At 61.4% G+C, this 18,014-nt stretch carries 14 protein-coding genes; 9 read left to right on the top strand and 5 right to left on the bottom strand.

The annotated features are described in order from the left end of the window. The first annotated feature begins 60 nt into the window (after nucleotides 1-60). The 6 genes from NKJ13_RS01325 to NKJ13_RS01300 all read left to right on the top strand — a co-directional run bounded on the left by NKJ13_RS01325 (nucleotide 61) and on the right by NKJ13_RS01300 (nucleotide 6,941). Nucleotides 61-1,092, top strand: a complete 1,032-nt coding sequence (locus NKJ13_RS01325) for a histone deacetylase family protein (protein WP_352736972.1) — start codon at nucleotides 61-63, stop codon at nucleotides 1,090-1,092. 205 nt (nucleotides 1,093-1,297) lie between these two features. Next, entirely contained in the window at nucleotides 1,298-2,941 is a 1,644-nt protein-coding gene (locus tag NKJ13_RS01320) for an MFS transporter (protein ID WP_352506300.1), read from the top strand. A 137-nt stretch (nucleotides 2,942-3,078) separates the two neighbouring features. Beyond that, nucleotides 3,079-3,939, top strand: a complete 861-nt coding sequence (locus NKJ13_RS01315; protein WP_352506301.1) for an FAD binding domain-containing protein — start codon at nucleotides 3,079-3,081, stop codon at nucleotides 3,937-3,939. Further along, complete coding sequence (locus NKJ13_RS01310; RefSeq protein WP_352478287.1) at nucleotides 3,939-4,415, top strand: (2Fe-2S)-binding protein; 477 nt, start codon at nucleotides 3,939-3,941, stop codon at nucleotides 4,413-4,415. The genes NKJ13_RS01315 and NKJ13_RS01310 overlap by 1 nt, the downstream gene beginning before the upstream one ends. Before the next feature lie 16 nt (nucleotides 4,416-4,431). Further along, nucleotides 4,432-6,696: a xanthine dehydrogenase family protein molybdopterin-binding subunit gene (locus NKJ13_RS01305; protein ID WP_352737028.1), complete on the top strand. Its 2,265-nt coding sequence runs from the start codon at nucleotides 4,432-4,434 to the stop codon at nucleotides 6,694-6,696. Further along, on the top strand, nucleotides 6,696-6,941 hold the full coding sequence (locus NKJ13_RS01300) for a MoaD/ThiS family protein (RefSeq protein WP_023675441.1): 246 nt from the start codon (nucleotides 6,696-6,698) through the stop codon (nucleotides 6,939-6,941). The genes NKJ13_RS01305 and NKJ13_RS01300 overlap by 1 nt, the downstream gene beginning before the upstream one ends. A gap of 227 nt (nucleotides 6,942-7,168) precedes the next feature. On the opposite strand, the gene NKJ13_RS01295 is transcribed toward NKJ13_RS01300, so the two are convergent. Continuing rightward, complete coding sequence (locus NKJ13_RS01295; protein WP_352736973.1) at nucleotides 7,169-8,506, bottom strand: FRG domain-containing protein; 1,338 nt, start codon at nucleotides 8,504-8,506, stop codon at nucleotides 7,169-7,171. A 215-nt stretch (nucleotides 8,507-8,721) separates the two neighbouring features. Here NKJ13_RS01295 and NKJ13_RS01290 point away from each other — a divergent pair, with 215 nt between their 5' ends. Beyond that, nucleotides 8,722-11,280, top strand: coding sequence for an SIR2 family protein (locus NKJ13_RS01290; protein WP_352736974.1), 2,559 nt, complete (start codon nucleotides 8,722-8,724; stop codon nucleotides 11,278-11,280). Then, entirely contained in the window at nucleotides 11,246-12,748 is a 1,503-nt protein-coding gene (locus NKJ13_RS01285; RefSeq protein ID WP_352736975.1) for an argonaute/piwi family protein, read from the top strand. Before NKJ13_RS01290 ends, NKJ13_RS01285 begins: the two co-directional genes overlap by 35 nt. A 71-nt stretch (nucleotides 12,749-12,819) precedes the next feature. Here NKJ13_RS01285 and NKJ13_RS01280 read toward each other — a convergent pair whose 3' ends face one another. The 3 genes from NKJ13_RS01280 to NKJ13_RS01270 all read right to left on the bottom strand — a co-directional run bounded on the left by NKJ13_RS01280 (nucleotide 12,820) and on the right by NKJ13_RS01270 (nucleotide 16,505). After that, the gene (locus NKJ13_RS01280) at nucleotides 12,820-13,836 is read right to left on the bottom strand and encodes an aminopeptidase (RefSeq protein ID WP_352776980.1); all 1,017 of its coding nucleotides are present in this window, start codon (nucleotides 13,834-13,836) and stop codon (nucleotides 12,820-12,822) included. A gap of 366 nt (nucleotides 13,837-14,202) precedes the next feature. Next, on the bottom strand, nucleotides 14,203-14,622 hold the full coding sequence (locus NKJ13_RS01275) for a DOPA 4,5-dioxygenase family protein (RefSeq protein ID WP_352736977.1): 420 nt from the start codon (nucleotides 14,620-14,622) through the stop codon (nucleotides 14,203-14,205). A 149-nt stretch (nucleotides 14,623-14,771) separates the two neighbouring features. Next, nucleotides 14,772-16,505: a chloride channel protein gene (locus NKJ13_RS01270; RefSeq protein WP_502901870.1), complete on the bottom strand. Its 1,734-nt coding sequence runs from the start codon at nucleotides 16,503-16,505 to the stop codon at nucleotides 14,772-14,774. 343 nt (nucleotides 16,506-16,848) lie between these two features. On the opposite strand from NKJ13_RS01270, the gene NKJ13_RS01265 reads away from it, so the two are divergent. After that, on the top strand, nucleotides 16,849-17,133 hold the full coding sequence (locus NKJ13_RS01265) for an SCP2 sterol-binding domain-containing protein (RefSeq protein WP_254816984.1): 285 nt from the start codon (nucleotides 16,849-16,851) through the stop codon (nucleotides 17,131-17,133). Between the two features lie 60 nt (nucleotides 17,134-17,193). On the opposite strand, the gene NKJ13_RS01260 is transcribed toward NKJ13_RS01265, so the two are convergent. Beyond that, entirely contained in the window at nucleotides 17,194-17,757 is a 564-nt protein-coding gene (locus tag NKJ13_RS01260) for a GNAT family N-acetyltransferase (protein ID WP_352688095.1), read from the bottom strand. Between the last annotated feature and the right edge of the window lie 257 nt (nucleotides 17,758-18,014).

The following is an 18,014-nucleotide window of genomic DNA, read 5'->3' as shown; positions in this document are numbered from 1 at the left end:
GCCTTGTGGAGGGCCATGCAGGACGGTTAGGGTCGCCGCGTCTCACCACGGAACAAGTTCATGAAGACTGTTTTTTCGCCTCTCCATGCCGGCCATTCCGGCAATGTCGAATTGATCGCCGGCGCCATCGTGCCCGCATTTGAAAAGCCTTCGCGCGCCGAGTTCATCAGGGCGCGGGTGGAGAGCGAAAAACTCGGTCCGATCCTGCCGCCGGAAATCCACGACCTCGCCGCCGCCAGGAAGGTGCATGACAGCGACTACATCGATTTCCTGCCGACCGTCTGGCCGCTCTGGGAAGCATCGGGCCGCAGCGGTTCGGCCATTCCCTTCACCTGGCCGACGCGCGGCCTGCGCGGCGACGTGCGACCGAAAGGCATCGATGCGCTGCTCGGCTTCTACTCCTTCGATGGCGGCGCGACGTTCGTCAAAGGTACATGGGACGCGATCAAGTCGTCCTATGACGTCGCGCTGACAGCCGCCGCGTTGGTCAAGGCCGGTGACCGTTCGGCCTTCGCGCTCTGCCGACCGCCGGGGCACCATGCCGGCGCAGCCTTCATGGGCGGCTATTGCTTCATCAACAACGCCGCCGTCGCCGCGCAATGGTTTTGCGACCATGGCGCCGGGCGCGTGTCGATCCTCGACGTCGATTATCACCACGGCAACGGCACCCAGGAGATCTTCTACCGCCGCGGCGACGTGCAGGTGCTGAACCTGCATGGCGATCCGATGACCGAATATCCCTTCTTCCTCGGCCATGCCGACGAGCGCGGCGAGGGCGACGGCGAAGGCTTCAACGACAATTATCCGATGCCCTTCGGCACCGGCTGGGAGGTGTGGAACGCCTCACTTGAGGACGCCTGCACGAGGCTTTTGGCTTATGCTCCTGACGTCGTCGTGGTTTCGCTCGGCGTCGACACCTTCGAGAAGGACCCGATCAGCCAGTTCAAGCTGAAAACGGGCGACTATCCCAGGATCGGCCGCCGCATCGCCAGGCTCGGCCTGCCGACGCTGTTCGTCATGGAAGGCGGCTACGCCGTCGAGGAGATCGGCATCAACGCCGTCGGCGTGCTGACCGGTTTCGAGGACCGCTAGAGGCGCTGCCGGTGCCCGCAACTCATATGGCGCACTCGGCGCGGCGAGCGCCACGGCGGGCCGGCGCTATCGTGTTGTTGGACCATGATGTTTTTCCAGAATGCGTTCGCCCTTTGCGAAATGATGTTCTATTTTTTGAATCCATGGCTTTGAGGGGCCGAATTCATCGGAAGAACAAACGCATTTGAGCCCCGGGAAAGCATTTATGAGGGACGACACACCGGAAAACGAAAGCGCCTCGGCGCTGGCGCCATTCCGGCACGGCATCTTCCGGGCGGTGTGGTCCGCCAGCCTGGTTTCCAATTTCGGCGGCCTCATCCAGGGCGTCGGCGCCGCCTGGATGATGACGACGATCGCCACCTCGTCCTACCAGGTGGCATTGGTCCAGGCCTCGACCACCTTGCCGATCATGCTGTTTGCGCTGCTGGCCGGCGCTATCGCCGACAGCTTCAACCGGCGCAAAATCATGCTGATCGCGCAGATCTTCATGCTGGTCGTCTCGGCTCTTCTGACCGTCTTCACCTATCTCGACCTGATGACGCCGTGGACGCTGCTCGCCTTCACCTTCCTGATCGACAGCGGCACCGCGCTCAACAGTCCGTCCTGGCAGGCTTCGGTCGGCGACATGGTGCCTCGCACCAAGGTGCCGGCGGCAATCGCGCTCAACTCGATGGGCTTCAACCTGACGCGCAGCGTCGGCCCGGCGATCGGTGGTATCATCGTTGCCGCGGCAGGTGCCGCCGCGGCCTTCGCCGTCAACACGCTGAGCTATGTCGGCCTCATCGTCGTGCTGGCCCGCTGGAAGCCGGAACTGCCGGCATCGACCTTGCCGCGCGAGACGCTGGGCGCCGCAATGGGCGCCGGCCTGCGCTACGTCGCCATGTCGCCTAATATCGGTAAGGTGCTGGTCAGGAGCTCCGCTTTCGGCTTCAGCGCCGGCGCGGTCCTGGCATTGCTGCCGCTGGTCGCGCGTGACGTCGTCAAGGGTGATGCCCTGATCTACGGCATCATGCTCGGTGCCTTCGGCATCGGCGCCGTCGGCGGCGCGCTGATCAGCGTCAGGCTACGGCAGCTGCTGTCCAGCGAAACCATGGTGCGCACGGCATTCGCCGGTTTCGCCGTCTGCGCCTTCAACGCCGCCGTCAGCGATCATGCCTGGCAGACGTCGCTCGGCCTGCTGGTCGGCGGCGCCTGCTGGGTGACGGCGCTGTCGCACTTCAACGTCACCGTACAGATGTCGACGCCACGCTGGGTGGTCGGCCGCGTGCTTTCGGTCTACCAGACCGCGACCTTCGGCGGCATCGCGCTCGGCAGCTGGGTCTGGGGCGTCGTCGCCGACGCGCATGGCGCCGAAGTCGCCCTGATGGCGGCCAGCGTCGCCATGCTGGCGGGCGGTGCCATCGGCCTGCTCCTGCCGCTGCCGCAGCAGGCTGTGCTCAACCTCGATCCGCTCAACCGCTTCCAGGAGCCGCATCTGGCGCTTGATCTCAAGCCGCGCAGCGGTCCAATCGCCATCATGATCGAATATGTCATCCGTAACGAGGACGTGCCGGAATTCCTCGCCACCATGGCCGAGCGCGGCCGCATCCGCCGCCGTGACGGCGCCCGCAACTGGACATTGGCGCGCGATCTCGAAAATCCGTCGATATGGATCGAGCACTACCACACGCCGACCTGGGTCGAATATATCCGCCACAACAGGCGCGCCACCTACGCGGACGCCGTCATCGGCGAGCGTATAAGGGCGCTGCACAGCGGCAACGAGCCACCGCGCGTCCGCCGCATGATCGAGCGCCCGACGACGGCTGGCACGGCGCTGGTCATGCCGAAGGGGCCGATCGAGCATTAGTGGCTGGCGGTGCGTCCAGTTGGACGAGCAAAATGAAATTGCGGCGCCTGGCCCAATCCGCGAATGCACGAACAGGATGGCCATTGTCGAGAGACGGTTATATCAGTTGATGTGACTATGACGAGTAAGGGGAGACGATGCGTTACATACGTCCGCTTTCAATTGAAGACGCCGCCGGCCTGTTGGCCAGTTCGGCCGGCACGGCCGCCATCCTCGCCGGAGGCAGCGACCTCCTGGTGAGAATGAAGGGCGGCTTTATCGAACCCGACCTGATCGTCGACATCAAGGCGATCGACGGGCTTGGCGAGATCAGGGAAACAGCCGAGGGCTTCAGCATCGGCGCGGCGGTCCCCTGCGCCGTGCTGGGCGAGAACACGGCCCTGCAGAAGGCATGGCCTGGCGTCGTCGAAGCAGCCAAGCTGATCGGCTCCAAGCAGGTGCAGGGACGCTGCACCATCGTCGGCAATCTCTGCAACGCCTCGCCGGCCGCCGACAGCGTGCCGGCACTGGTGGCCGCTGGCGCCAAGGCGGTGGTCGTCGGCCCGGGAACCAGGCGCACGATTGCCGTGGAAGCGGTGCCGACTGGGCCGGGCAAGACGTCGCTGGCCAAGGGCGAGATCATCGAGGCAATCCTGCTCGACAAACGTCTGCCGCGTTCGGGCGATGCCTATCTGCGTTTCATTCCGCGCACCGAGATGGACATCGCGGTGGTCAGCGCCGGCGTGAACCTGACGCTCGATGAGGCGGGTGTCGTCAAATCGGCCCGCGTGGCGCTGGGCGCCGTGGCGCCGACGGTGGTTCTGGTCGAGGAGGCCGCCGAGGTTCTCATCGGCTCCAAGCTGGACGAAGCCACGCTGGAGAGGCTCGCCAAGGTCTGCTCGGGCGCCTGCCGTCCGATCGACGACAAGCGAGGCACTATCGAATTCAGACGGAAAGTTGCGGGTGTGCTGGCCAAGCGGGCCGCCACGACCGCCTATACACGTGCAGGAGGCAAGTGATGGCCGGTGTAGCAGTATCAACGACAATCAACGGCGACAATGTCGAGTTCCTTTGCCAGCCGGACGAGACGCTGCTTGATGTCCTGCGCGATCGCCTGGGGCTGACGGGCGCCAAGGAAGGCTGCGGCACCGGCGACTGCGGGGCCTGCAGCATCATCCTCGACGACCGGCTGGTATGCTCATGTCTGGTGCTCGGCGCTGAGGCCGAGGGCCGGCACCTCGAGACCATCGAGGGCATGGCGCATGGCGACAGGCTGCATCCGCTGCAGCAGAAATTCCTGGAGCACGCCGCACTTCAATGCGGCGTCTGCACGCCGGGCTTCCTCATGGCGGCCAAGGACCTTTTGGCCAAGAACCCCGATCCGACCGAGGAGGAGATCCGCTTCGGCCTCGCCGGGAACCTCTGCCGCTGCACCGGCTATGACAAGATCGTGCGTGCCGTCCAGGACGCCGCCATCGTAATGAAACAAGCGTGATGAAGGGAGCATGACGATGAATTTCGATCCGCGTTACTCCGGACGCAATTTCACCTCTGTCGGCACGCGTCCCATTCGTCCCGATGGCGTCGACAAGGTGACGGGCCGCGCACGCTATGGCGCCGACTTCAACATGGCCGGGCAACTGGTCGGGCGCGTTCTCAGAAGCCCTCATGCGCATGCCATGATCAGGAAGATCGACACGTCGAAGGCGCAGATGCTTCCCGGCGTCAAGGCGGTGATCACCGCGGCCGACCTGCCCGACCTGACCGACGGCGATGCCGCCATGTACGACATCCTCGACAACTGCATGGCGCGCAAGAAAGCGCTCTATGACGGCCATGCCGTGGCCGCGGTCGCTGCGGTCGATGCCCGCACGGCGAGGCAGGCACTGAAGCTGATCGAGGTCGACTACGAGGTGCTGCCGCATGTCACCGACGTCGACGAGGCGATGAAGCACTCCGCACCCCTGATCAACGACGCCATCTTCACCGAGGGCCTCGAGGAAAAGCCCGTCAAGCCTTCAAACGTCACCAAGCGCACCCAGTATGGCCATGGCGACATCCATGAAGGCTTCGGCCAGGCCGATTTCGTCGTCGAACGCTCCTTCAAGACCGAGCAGACGCACCAGGGTTATATCGAGCCGCATGCCTGCGTGGCCAATGTCAGCTCCGACGGCACCGCCGACCTCTGGGTCTGCACGCAGGGCCATTTTGTCTACCGCCAGCACTGTGCCCAGCTGCTTGGCATGGAAGCCTCGAAGCTGCGCGTCACCTCGTCGGAGATCGGCGGCGGTTTCGGCGGCAAGACCCATGTCTGGGCCGAGCCGGTGGCCCTGGCGCTGTCACGCAAGGCCGGGCGGCCGGTCAAGCTGGTCATGACGCGCGACGAGGTGTTCCGCGCCTCCGGCCCGACCAGCGCCACCTCGATCGATGTTCGGATCGGCGCCCGCAAGGACGGCACGATCACCGCGGCCGAGGCGACGCTGCGCTATTCCTGCGGCCCCTATGCCGGCATGTGGGCCGAGATCGGCGCCATGACCGCCTTTGCCTGCTACAAGCTCGAGAACGTCAAGACGGTCGGTTACGAAGTGCTGGTCAACCGGCCCAAGACCGCGGCCTATCGCGCGCCGTCGGCGCCGATGGCAGCGTTTGCGGTGGAAAGCGCGGTCGACGAGCTGGCCAAGGAGATCGGCATGGACCCGGTCGAGTTTCGGATCAGGAACGCGGCGCAGGAAGGCACCAGATCGTCCTACGGCCCGGTATATGGGCCGATCGGCATCGGCCCGACGCTGGAGGCGGCGAAGAACCATCCGCACATGAAGGCGCCGCTCGGCAAGAACCAGGGCCGCGGCATGGCCTGCGGCTTCTGGTTCAACTTCGGTGGCCAGACCTGCACCGACCTCAACATCGGCATGGATGGCTCGGTCTCGCTTGCCGTCGGCACGGTCGATGTGGGTGGTTCCCGCGCGTCGCTGTCGCTGGTGGCGGCGGAGGAGCTCGGTATCCCCTATGAGCAGATCAAGACGGTGGTCGCTGATACCTCCAGCCTCGGCTACAACGATATGACGGACGGCAGCCGCGGCACCTTCTCGTCTTCGATGGCGACGATCTCCGCCGCTCGCAACGCCATCAAGATCCTGCGAGAACGCGCCGCGCAGATGTGGGACATACCCGTCGACGACGTGGTCTGGGAAGAGGGTCATGCGATTGCCAAGGGCGCGACGCACGGCAACCTCTCGCCGCTGTCGATGAAGGAGATCGCGGCCGCTTCCGGAAAGACGGGCGGACCCATCGCAGGCCATAGCGAGCTCGTCGCCGACGGCGCCGGCGTCTCCTTCGCCACCCATATCTGCGATATCGAGGTGGATCCCGAGACAGGCTCGACCAGGGTGCTGCGCTACACCGTCGTTCAGGACGCCGGCAAGGCGGTGCATCCGACCTATGTCGAGGGACAGTACCAGGGCGGTGCCGCGCAAGGCATCGGCTGGGCGCTCAACGAGGAGTATATCTACGGCAAGGACGGGCGGCTGCAGAACCCTGGCTTCCTGGATTACCGCATCCCGGTCTGCTCGGACCTGCCGATGATCGACACGCAGATCCTCGAGATCCCCAATCCTAACCATCCTTACGGGGTGCGCGGCGTCGGCGAGACCTCGATCGTGCCGCCGCTGGCGGCGATCGCCAATGCGGTGTCGAACGCCGCGGGCGTGCGGATGACGCATATCCCGATGTCGCCGCCGCGCATCCTGGCGGCGCTCGAGGCTGAACGGGGAGGCTGATGGTCGAAGTAACGCTCTGGGGGTCGCTCGGCGCGATCGCCGGAGGCAAGAGCAAGGTCGAGATCGAGGCCAAGGATATTCGGGAGCTGTTCAGGAAACTGGCCGAACAGTATCCCGGCCTCGAGCCATACATCGATCGCGGCATCGCCGTCGCCATCGACGGGACGATCTATCGCGACACCTGGTCGAAGGAACTGCCGGAAGGGGCGGAGATTTTTTTGTTGCCGCGGTTGGCTGGGGGGTGAGTGGATTGCTGCTTAAGAACTAACAGCGCAGTTTGGTTTTGAGACGCCTGGCTCCGACTCCCTTCGACATTTTTGTGCAATTGGAGGCAAAGCTTGCGCCTCATCCCAGCGAAAGCAAGTGACTGGCGATTCCCAAAAAGGGACTTCGCCACTCGCAACAGTTCCAATGATTGACGTATGCGCTTACGCGGTATAGCTGGTTACGAAACGGCCGCTTCAATCACCGCTTAAGCTACCTCGTATTTTCGGGCGATATCACTCGCCGCCTTCTCGATGCCAGGGTAGATTGTGCTGGCCTTAATATTGAGCTTGTCCAATTGGGCCAGGATCGCCGCTTTCTGCCGGACGCGTATTCGCGACACCTCAAGGCTGCTGTGTCCCGTCTCGGGCAGGATGGCATCTTTTCCGAACAGCAGAAAGGCGCCAGACTGAGCGACCATCCGTTCATGGGTTTTTCGGGCCCTTACAAAGACGATCTTTTGCAGATCGGAAGGCTTTATGCGATTCTCAAAATAGGGTTTCTCACGCTTGATGAAGTGGAGCAGCTTCTGAACTTCTGGCTGGGTATTGAATTCCGTCTGAGACATTGTAAGGTCCATCGCATTCTTTTCCTCATCTTTCATTAAGCAGAGGTTTGAAATACAACTCACTCGGTCGGAATCGAAATGCAGAACATCCTCGCTAGGTGCCCGCATGACAATGACCTCGCCTTCAAGCTCGTTCCCTGCCTCATCTTTTTTCGTTTCAGAACAGCAAAAATACAGAGCAACAAGCGGGTTGGAACTCACATCAAGCAGTCGCGTCGGAAGCCCGAAGTGCTGCATACGAACCAATTTATCAAGCATTGAGCGATCGTTAGCAAACTGGGCGTCCTGGTCGCTTAGAAGTTCACGGACCAGTATCTCTTCTTTGGGAAGATAGCGATATCCACCCTCTTCATTCAGGCGGAAAAGAGAGGGTGCTAACCGATAGTTGAAGTTTGAATGCCCGCGGTAAAATATTTCCTCTCCAGGTCTTTCGGCGAGTCCTAGAACCTGAGCCATATACGCCTGGAGGGTCTCGACAGCTGGAATATCCGGTTGTTCTGGCTGCGGCGGGCTTGGTGCGGCTACATTGGCTACAACTGGCTGCAGCGGAACGATTTCTTGCAAAGCAGCGGCTAAATCCGCAGCTTTGATAGCCCAATGGGTCCGATGCAGTTCGAACTTGTCCATTCGAAAAGCCTTCCGGAACGCTTCCCGGCTCGGGATTAGCACCTCGCCGAAGTTATGAGTTAATTGGAACCTATAGTGAATCTCGCCTCCGACGACGGACAGATCTGAGACGTTTCCAAGTCTGATGCGGAAGATCTCGTTGTTGTCATCATCGCGGTCGAGTTCACTCATAAACACAGTGGGGAGTTGTGCGAGGTACGCTAGGCTGCTTGCGGAAATGGGTTGGAAGCTGGCCGCAATCGAAGGGTCCGTGTATTCCAGAAACCGCGAGAGCGTGAACGTGTCGTTGTGCGCCGTTCCTACCTCAACATTCCAAGCGGAATCATTGCCTGCCATCACAATACTGAACACGATACCATCCCCCTACTAGCCGGCTGATTCTACCTTGGAATGCCTATACAGTAAAATGATTGAGCGCCGTTGTGGCGGTGATGCAGGCCAACACGACGAAAGACCATCAGGCTGCTCCGGCTTGGCGCAGAGTTAGCTGTTGAAAACCTATTACTCGGGGCAAAATGGCACATCTGTGCTTGTTTTGTTCACGCGAATCGGCGCAGAATTAGAGGATGAATCACTCTGCAAGCGTTGCATTGCTCTGTTCATTGCTGAGGCCGGACAATGATGCCCGACCGACGTTTTTGTTCGGGGCTGGAGCATCGTTCACTTCAGGCGTGCCACTAGCGGCAGAAAGCGTCAAGCGCCTAGCGAAGCAGGCCTACGCCGATCGGGTCCTTGGCGGGAAGACGCTTCCCGAGCAAATCAAGATGTCGGAATGGTTATCCTGGTTACAGGGCCAGGCATGGTTTGTCCGTGGTGAAGATCATCTTGCAGAGAATTTCCCCCTCGTTATCGAGCATCAGCTAAAGCCAGAAGCCTATCGCAGGTCCGTGCTACTCGACCTTGTTGCGTTGAAACAAGAGTTGAGCGTGGGTTACCGCGCTGTGGCAGAGCTAGTCTTACGCGGACTTACCGGTACGATCCTGACCACAAATTTCGACATCTGCCTGCCAAAGGCCCTGCATGACAAGCAACCGCATATTCGGCATGTCGCCGAGGTTAATCGGGCACCGGGTGATTTCAATGAATTCTCGCCATTCGCGCGCGCCCAGATTGTTTGGCTGCACGGCAAGGCTGAGCAGTATACGGACCGAAACCTGATCAGTGAGACGCGGGAACTTGACCCGGTTCTGGTGCAGAAACTTTTGCCACTACTCGAGGCCACGCCCTTGGTGGTTGTTGGTTATCGAGGAGCGGAGCAATCTGTGATGAAGTCGCTGCTTGGAGCGGAAACAGGTCTCAAATTCAGGCAGGGTATTTTCTGGTGTCGACGCACAGGCGATGTGCCCCACCCTAGCGTCGAATCCCTTGCCGAGCGGCTCGGCACTAATTTCCAGTACCTCGATATCGATGGATTTGACGAACTGTTCTGCGACCTGAACCGCGACCTCGCCGGCGTGCAGCGGTTTGCGCCGGTCATTATGCCGGAAGCCGTTCGGCAATTCGATGATGAGCCGGTTGCCGGCGCGGCATGGGCAGATATCGATGCTGATCTCGCACTGAGTACGTTACGCCAATACTGCTCAAAGCTGGAACGTGGAATCATCGATTCCACGCAGTTGAAACCATTGATGCGGGAACTGGGCCTTCTCGCGGGCGATAGCAGCGTCGAGCGGCCGAGCGTCGCATGTGTGTTGCTGTTTGGTCGGGAACCTGGCCGATTTTTTTCGTATGGCGTGGTGTCAGCCACAATCGCGAGGAAAAAACGCAAGCTTTTTGCCGGCAACCTCATCGGGCAGTATCGAGCGATACTGGACTGGTTTGAAGAAGAAAAGATCAACCCTGTGCTGAAAGTAAAAGGCCGCCGCCAGCATGAAACTCGGCTGGCCTATCCCGAGCGCGCCTTGGTCGAACTTCTCGTGAACATGATTGTTCATCGCGACTATGCGGCGGCAAAGCCGTCGCAAATTGATGTTGTCCCGGGTCATTCGGTACGCTTTTCCAATCCCGGTGCAGCATTGCAGGACGCAACAGACCGCCTGCGGATGGGGCCAGATGGAGCCTTTGTGCCTGTACCTGAATTCAGCGATCTGCGTAACCGTGCCCTGTGCGACATCTTTTTTGGGATGAGCGCTATGGAACGCGCCGGCACGGGCCTTACCGACACCTGCAAGCTTGCATCTGAATTCGGCGGAGCTGCAAGTTTTGCCTATCCGCCTGGGGAGGATAGCTTCGTCGCAGAACTATTCCGCGTCGAAGCTTCGGCAGGCTCCGCATCTGTGGCACGTGACCACCGCCCGGTTGGAACCTACGTCCTGAATTTACTCCCGTTCGTGGCGACCCCGCAGTATCTTACGCATATCCCACTAACGGCTCATCGCTGGGATGAGCTTGAAAGGAAAGTTCCTTTCGATGAGGCAGGTACTTTCGTGTTTGAGTGGCGTACAGGCGATCTTTGGTGCTTTCTGCCTGCGGTCGTCGCTAACACAATTTTTGGCCCTGCCGCAGCCGCGCCGGCCCGCTCGATCCCATTGGCTGAGGTGGAACAGGACCGGGTTCTCCTAGCCAAATTCTCCTGGCTGACACGGCGCCATTTTGAGAACCACCTCAAGCAGTTTGAGAGCCAAGGGCTGATCATTGAGAAGGACAAGAAAGGCCATCTGGCGCGGCGCGCGTACTTCACGGCGTTCCGGGGGAACAACCGAACGCTCATCTATGACAGCCCAAGCAGAAAGAACATCCGACGCGATGTCGTAAAGCGTCGCGGCGAAGATCACAATCTGTGGTTCGAATGCGAAGGCTTCGGCTACGAGGTAGTGCGGCAAGCCAATGTCTGGGGCATCCGCATCAAGCCATTCTACATGTTCGCCAAGCGTGACGGAATATCGCCGCTCCCAGGCTACATGCGCACGAGCAAAGCTACCCGCCGCATCAAATTCGACCGAAACGCCAATGTTGAAAGCGATCTCACATTCTGGGGTCGCTTCCTGTCAATGGGAGCACATACGATCAATATCGGCGGCCGGTACATCGATGACCTACTGCTTGATGGAGGGTTTGTGACGGTTGACGTTCAGGAAGGAGGATTACTCGATGGCTCTGCCGCTCAAGATCGACGTTCTGCCTGAACCGACTCTGGAATTCTCTAATGCCGCGCGTGATATCGATCCACGTCGGGGCCTCGCCGCAAATGGCCCTGTGGACAACAGGGGTTTGCGGACGATACGGCTCGGGCTCGTAGGTCTGCCTGAGGACGTCGAAGCCGCTCGTGCTTGGATAAGGCGGATGGAAAAATTCGCGGCTGCCGTCGAAGGAAACTCAAACCGCTTCCGCGACTGGCCTGGCCTTGAGAAGGCACTGAATAGCCGATTCGTCGTAGAAGATGCGTTCCTGCGGCCGGTGGAACCGGGCGTCTACAACACGCATTTTCGGGATGCGCTGACCGGGAAGGCCTTCAATGAGCTGGTTGAGTTATTCGATGGCCGGATTAGTAGCCTGTTTGGCGATGACGCCCCCGACTGCGTCGTCGTGTGTATCAAGCCAGAACTTGGAGATTTGCGGGTTGCCAACCCCGGACTGACGCCAGAGGAGCGTAAAGCACTCGAGGTGCTTCGGGCGGAAGAAGAAAGCGACCAGCTCGCTCTCTTCCAGCCGTCGCCCGACGAACTGAAGGCCGCCGAGGCGCTATATACGATGGCGGATGATCTTCTATTTCGGACGTTCTACCGCGCCATCAAAGCGCGGACGATGACCCACGATGAAGCCGTGCCTATTCAGATCCTGAGGCGCGACGCGATTGATCGGCCCGACGATAAGGGCCAAAGCCACGCGACCCGCTTCTGGAATATCGCGACCTCTATCTACTACAAGGCGCGTGGCATTCCGTGGCGGCCAACAGATCTGCCCAAGAACGTCTGTTTCGTCGGCATATCCTTTCATCACATGAAGAAACGAAGCGGCCACCTCGTTTACGCCAGCGTGGCACAGGCCTACTCGACAGACGTACAGCCTTTTGCCCTGAAAGGCGCAAACATCGATTATGAACAGCGCCGTGACCGGCAGCCTTATCTTAATGACGGTCAGGCGAAGGCTCTTCTGGAAGACGTGCTCGCACAATATAACGACCGAGCCGGGGTGATGCCCGACCGTGTCGTAATCCATAAGACGACTGGGTATCAGCCCGAAGAATTGGAAGGCTTCAGGAAAGCTGCGAAGGATCGGGTTGCGACCGTCGATTGCGTTTGGATGCGTTCGACGGCGTTTCGGATGGTCAGGAAAGGCTTGGAGGAGCCATGGCGGGGCACACTGTGCACGCTCATAGATCAATCGTACCTTTTCACAGGCGGTTACGTGCCGTGGTGGAATGAATATCCAGGCATGCATATTCCGGCCCCCTTGGAGATTGGCTGTGCGGGGCCTGGCGATCTTCGGGAGCGTGCCAAGGAAATCCTCACGCTCACCAAGATGAATTGGAACTCCAGCGATGGAATTGCGCGCCTGCCAATCACGCTCCTCTTTGCGCGTAAGGTCGGCGAGCTGATGTGCGAACTATCGGACAATGCGACGCCCAAGCCGTCATATCGGTTCTACGTCTAGCTTATATCTGATCGCCGGTTTCCATCCTCGGTGAAATAAGCCTGTGGTTTCAATTGCCGTGCTTGTTCATCTCACTCACACCGATTCACCGCCTTCAGTGCTTCGGCACGGGACGGTTTGTCCGCGATGCGTCGAACAGACGCGTAGAACCTTGGATAGTCCCCGCCACACAGGTCGAACAAGTGGAGAAATGCCGGAACCTGTTCGCCGTAGAGGGACGTCGCGGCGAGCTTTGCGTTGTTGATCGGCGTATCGAACCAGCGGTCGTATCCCCGGTATCCGGCCCAGCGCCTGTCGCGCATGTGCCGGTAGCGCGTCCGCAGCGTGTCGATCGCCGTTGCCTTGGCGGCCGCCATCTGCTGCGGGGTACGGGCACTTCCATAGACCCGGGCCAGCTCGTCGCGCGTTTTCGCCACCAGCCTGAGAAAATCGGCGTTGCGCTTGCGAGCGACTTCGTAGCGGCGCAATCCGGCCCGATCGCCGGCGGCGCGGAGCCATTTCCTTGTGCCGGTGGTTTCGACGGCAACCGCGAAAGCCTCGTTGAACGCGGAATCGCCCTCCACATAGAGGCGCTGATGCGCCAGTTCATGAAAGACAAGGCTTGCAAGATAGGTGTCATCCTGACCAAGCATGGTGCTGAGCAGCGGGTCGCTGGACCAGCCCAGGGTGGAATAGGCGGTGATGCCTGTGACGTAGACGTCCAGCCCCTGTCTCTGAAGCGCGACAGCGCTGTCCGTCGCGGATTTCCGGGAGAAGTAACCCCGGTACGGAACGCAGCCAAAAACCGGAAAGCACCATGTTTTCGGCGCGAGCGAGAATTGCGGCGCGGCAAAAACGGCCCAAGTCACAGCGTCCCGGTGGATGTCGACGTAGCTGCGGTAGCTGCTGTTGTCAGGCAGGGCCAGTTCATCTGTCGCGAATTGTCTTATGGCGCTCGCCGACGTCAGCTTGCTGCGCAATGGTCTGGGCGTCGAAGGATCGCGGATCAGCCTTCCAATATTTTTGCGCGCCGCCATGATGCGTACATGACCCTCCAGCGACTGCGCGTAGTAGGAGATGCTTGTGCAGCCGGCCACCCCGAACGCCATGGTCAGCGCGGCCAGTATTCGAAGAACGCGCCTCACAGTTTGCCCACCGCTTGCTTGTCTGCCCATGCAGCTCCCGTTCTCAACAGAGCACCGATCTTCGTCAAGCAGACACCGGCCCAAAGTTACCGCACTCTTCGCCCGCCCCGACAACCGCATATGAGATTCTTGCGAGGAGGACCCCACCCTAACCCTCCCCACAAGGGGGAGGGAACGCTGCCGCGCACCTTTACGTCCTCCTTGGCATTGAAAGGGCATGCAATTTGCCGAGGTCAGCGCCAACAGAAGTTTCCCTCCCTTTTGTGGGGAGGGGTTAGGGGTGGGGGTACTCGTAGAGCGAAGACCTTGGTTGCCTATGCGATTGCCCTGCTACACCCCCACCGTCGGCTGCGTATTCACCTCCAGCGCCTCCTCCGCCTCATCCTCCTCGCCAAGCACCTCGCCCTTCACCCCCAACGGCCGCCCTATCCAGATCGGGTCGACCAGATGGTCGCGCTTGGGGTTGGTGGTGTTGGGGTGGATGAGGATGCTCAGGCCGCCATGGTTCAGCATCAGCCATGGAACCAGCGTAGCGAAAATCTCATTGGCGAACGAGACCTGGTACATGGCCTGTTCGTGCGGGCCGACCGGCTCGTCGCGCCAATTGCCCAGGCGCACGCGGAAACGCTCGCCGATGCGCAGGCGCAGCCATTCGGCATGCTGCCGCTCGGCCTGCCCGTCATAGTAGATGTGCGCGTGATAGCTGACAATTTCCGAAAGCGGCCTTGGACTTTTGGTGTTTTCGTTCACCTTGATGCTCTCCTTCGATGATTACCGGCGAACCCGAAGCATGGAAGGCCGACCTTGTCGAGGCAGCGTTGATGCCGCGTCTTTAGGGGGGAAAACCGGGACAACCGTCTCACTACCATCGATGACCAAGACTTGGCCTGTCACGTGCGCTACCCCTCGCCCGCCAGATCGCGCCGCGCCTTGTCGAGTTCTTCGGCATAGCGCCGCATCAGATGGCCTTCGGTCAGCAGCCCGACCACCTTGCGGTCGGTGAAATCCTCGACCACCGCCAATTCCTCGGCGCCGGCGCGCTGAAAAGTCTCGGCGGCCGATTGCACGTTCATGCTCGGCACCAGCACCGCGTCCTTGAACTTGACGAAGGACAGCACCGGCATCTCGTCATCCGACAAATGGCTGTGCAATTCGGCGACGATCAGCACGCCGACATAATGCAGGTCGGCGTCGACCGCGATGACGCGCTGCGAGGCACCGAGCGGCACCTGCTTGCGGAATTGTGCAAGCGTCGTCGAGGCGTCGATGGTGCGGACATCCTTTCGCATCATCGAGCCGACAGTCAGGCTGCGCATCCAGCCGACATCATGCGCGCTGCGGATGGTTTCGCCGCGCAGGTGAAAACGCCATGTCGAGAAGGAATAGCCGAAAGTTTCGCGCACCAGGATCGCCGCCATGAGCGAGGCGGCCAGCACCACGCCGGTCAGCGTCAGGTCACGGGTCGATTCCAGCGCCAGGAAGGTCATCGTCAACGGGCCGCCGACGACGCCTACGGCGAGCGAGGTCATGCCGACGACCGCGGCGACGGCCGGGTCGATGCCGGTCGCCGGCGAGACGAATGCCATAGCGCCGGCAAACATCTTGCCGAGCAGCGCGCCGAGGAACAGCGAGGCAAAGAACAAGCCGCCACGGAAGCCGGAGCCGAGCGAGATCGCCGACGCCGCCAGCTTCAGCACGAAGACGCTGGCCACCACGGCCAGCCCGTAATTCATTGCGAATTCGCGGTGCAGCGCGCCATGGCCGCTGGACAGGACCTGCGGCGTGACCAGCCCCATCAGCCCGACCATCACGCCGCCGATGGCTGGGCGCAGCGAGGCGTCGATCGACAGCCGCGCAAAGACGCGCTCGATCATGCTCACCAGATGCATGATGGCGATGGAAGCGCCGCCGCCCAGAAGCCCGAGCAGCATGAACGGCAGATACTGGCTGACGGTGAGCTGCGGCAAACCGGCGAGTTCCAGCGGAAACGGCACGCCGCCGAACACCTCGGCGGTAAGCGAGGCTGAGATCGCGGCGGCCATCACCGGCGCGACATTGGCGACCGAGTAGATGCCGATGACCAGCTCGAACCCGTAGAAGGCGCCGGTCAGCGGCGCGTCGAAAGCGGCGGCGATCGCGCCGGCGGCACCGCAGCCGACCAGGATGCGGACATCGTTGCGGCGCAGCCTGAATAGGCGCGCCAGCCGCGACGCCAGGCCCGAACCCACCTGCGTATAGCCGGCCTCGAGCCCGACCGAAGCGCCGAAGCCGCTCGAGATCATCGTCTGCCCGGCGATGATGAAGGTGTCGGTCAGCGACATGCGGCCGCCGTAAAGTGCATTGGCTTCGATCGGATCGACCGGCGTGCGGAATTTTCGCTTTCTCAGCCAGATCACCGTCAGCCCGAGCAGGATGCCGCCGATCGCCGGTATCAGCGCCTGCTCCGGCCTTTGCAGCGAAAACATCGCCGAAAGCCGACCGCCGGGCTGAACGCCGAACATGAGCCCATGCAGGACCTGCACCAGTCCGCTCATGCCGGTGACCAGCGCACCCGCCATCATCCCGACCAGGGCCGCCAGAATGACCACGGCAATGCCGCGTGCCTCGAGCAGCGGGATAGATCTGATCAGCACCGCGCGCAACCGGCGGGCATAGACTTGCGGTTCGTTTCTGGGCGGTTCTTTTCTGGAAAGCACCGGGCGGCTCGCCGATATCCAAGGGGGGAGTGGTGCCTGATACCCTCGGCAACATCGCATGGCAACATGCCGGCCGCCAAGGTGTCATGCCCGCGTGATGCTGCGGCGATAAACCCCATCTTCATCTCGGGGAGCCGCGTTGACGTAAACGTCAACCCGAAGCTATATGCGCCGGCGACCGTGATCGCGAAATGCGCAAGACGGCGACTTCGGCCAGATCGAAGTGTCGCGGATCGAAGTGCCAATGTGCGACAAACGCAACGAGACGAGGAGAACCGCCATGAGCGTTCAGGAGATTGCCGACAAGATCAGCGCGCGCGTGGCGAGCGCCGGGTTCGATCGCTCCGTGAAATTCGACACCGGCAGCGACGGCGTCATCGTCATCGACGGCGCCGATGTCTCGACCACCGATGCGCCGGCCGATTGCACGATAAAGCTGTCACTCGATGATTTGGACTCGCTGATCTCAGGCGATCTCAACCCGACCATGGCTTTCATGTCCGGCAAGATAAAGGTCGAAGGCGACATGAGCGTCGCCATGGCACTGAGCCAGCTGATCGGCTGATCCACTCCGGTCCGGGATGAAAACAAGCCGCCGTGCAATGGGCGGCTTGTTTCTGATCCGTCACGCAGCGAGCGGCAGCCGCTGTGCCTTCAGCTTGCGCCCGGCCGCCTTCAGCGTGCCTTGCGCGCCGTCGAGCGCGCCTTCCACCAGTTCCAGCGCCAGCAAGCGGTGCCGTTCGTAAGGTCCCGGCATGGCCAGAGGGCCGGTCTTCGCGGCCGAGAACCCGAAGCGCTTGTAGTAGGGCGCGTCGCCGACCAACAGGATCGCCGCATGGCCAAGGCGCGCGGCCTCAGCGATCGCGTGGTGCATCAGCGCCGAGCCAATGCCGGCATTCTTGAGCGCCGGGTCGACCGCAAGCGGGCCGAGCAGCAACGCTGTCTTGCCGCCTTCGCCCAGTACCACGTCCCACAGCCGTACCGTGCCGGCAACAGTGCCCGACGCGTCGCGCGCGACAAAGGCCAGGCCCTCCGAAGGCCGGCGGCCGCGCCGCAGCTTTTCCGACGACTTTTTCCGGCGCTTCGGCCCCATGGCGCGATCGAGCAAAGCCTCGCGCGATGCAATATCTGCCGCAGTTTCGGCGACGATCGCAAAAGCGCCGGTTATCTCCCCCCTTGAGGGGGAGATGTCGCCGCAGGCGACAGAGGGGGTTGCCGCGCGTGAAGCGCTGGCCCCGCACAGTCCAAGAGAGGTCGACGCAGCCGAACCGACCCCCTCTGGCCGCTTCGCGGCCATCTCCCCCTCAAGGGGGGAGACCAGCCAGGCGCCTTCAACAATGAAATCTACAATGTCCATTTCCGCGATCCTTCACGAGCGGAGATCTGTTCCACAGGCGAACCCGGGCAGGCGAAAGGCGCCCACCTCGGGGTGATCTGAGGGCCGAA

Origin of the sequence: Mesorhizobium sp. M0174 (genome assembly GCF_040322275.1) — a bacterium.
In the GTDB taxonomy this organism is placed as follows: Bacteria; Pseudomonadota; Alphaproteobacteria; order Rhizobiales; family Rhizobiaceae; genus Mesorhizobium.
The sequence above is the reverse complement of the archived record's forward strand: the minus strand, read 5'-3'. Positions and strand labels throughout refer to the sequence as shown.

Bases quoted from the DNA above. Each gene is read 5' to 3' on its own strand.
- NKJ13_RS01285 (WP_352736975.1), top strand. From the start codon at position 11,246: ATGGCTCTGCCGCTCAAGATCGACGTTCTGCCTGAACCGACTCTGGAA.
- NKJ13_RS01315 (WP_352506301.1), top strand. From the start codon at position 3,079: ATGCGTTACATACGTCCGCTTTCAATTGAAGACGCCGCCGGCCTGTTG.
- NKJ13_RS01310 (WP_352478287.1), top strand. From the start codon at position 3,939: ATGGCCGGTGTAGCAGTATCAACGACAATCAACGGCGACAATGTCGAG.
- NKJ13_RS01325 (WP_352736972.1), top strand. From the start codon at position 61: ATGAAGACTGTTTTTTCGCCTCTCCATGCCGGCCATTCCGGCAATGTC.
- NKJ13_RS01280 (WP_352776980.1), bottom strand. From the start codon at position 13,836: ATGGCGTTCGGGGTGGCCGGCTGCACAAGCATCTCCTACTACGCGCAG.
- NKJ13_RS01265 (WP_254816984.1), top strand. From the start codon at position 16,849: ATGAGCGTTCAGGAGATTGCCGACAAGATCAGCGCGCGCGTGGCGAGC.
- NKJ13_RS01290 (WP_352736974.1), top strand. From the start codon at position 8,722: ATGAATCACTCTGCAAGCGTTGCATTGCTCTGTTCATTGCTGAGGCCG.
- NKJ13_RS01305 (WP_352737028.1), top strand. From the start codon at position 4,432: ATGAATTTCGATCCGCGTTACTCCGGACGCAATTTCACCTCTGTCGGC.
- NKJ13_RS01300 (WP_023675441.1), top strand. From the start codon at position 6,696: ATGGTCGAAGTAACGCTCTGGGGGTCGCTCGGCGCGATCGCCGGAGGC.
- NKJ13_RS01320 (WP_352506300.1), top strand. From the start codon at position 1,298: ATGAGGGACGACACACCGGAAAACGAAAGCGCCTCGGCGCTGGCGCCA.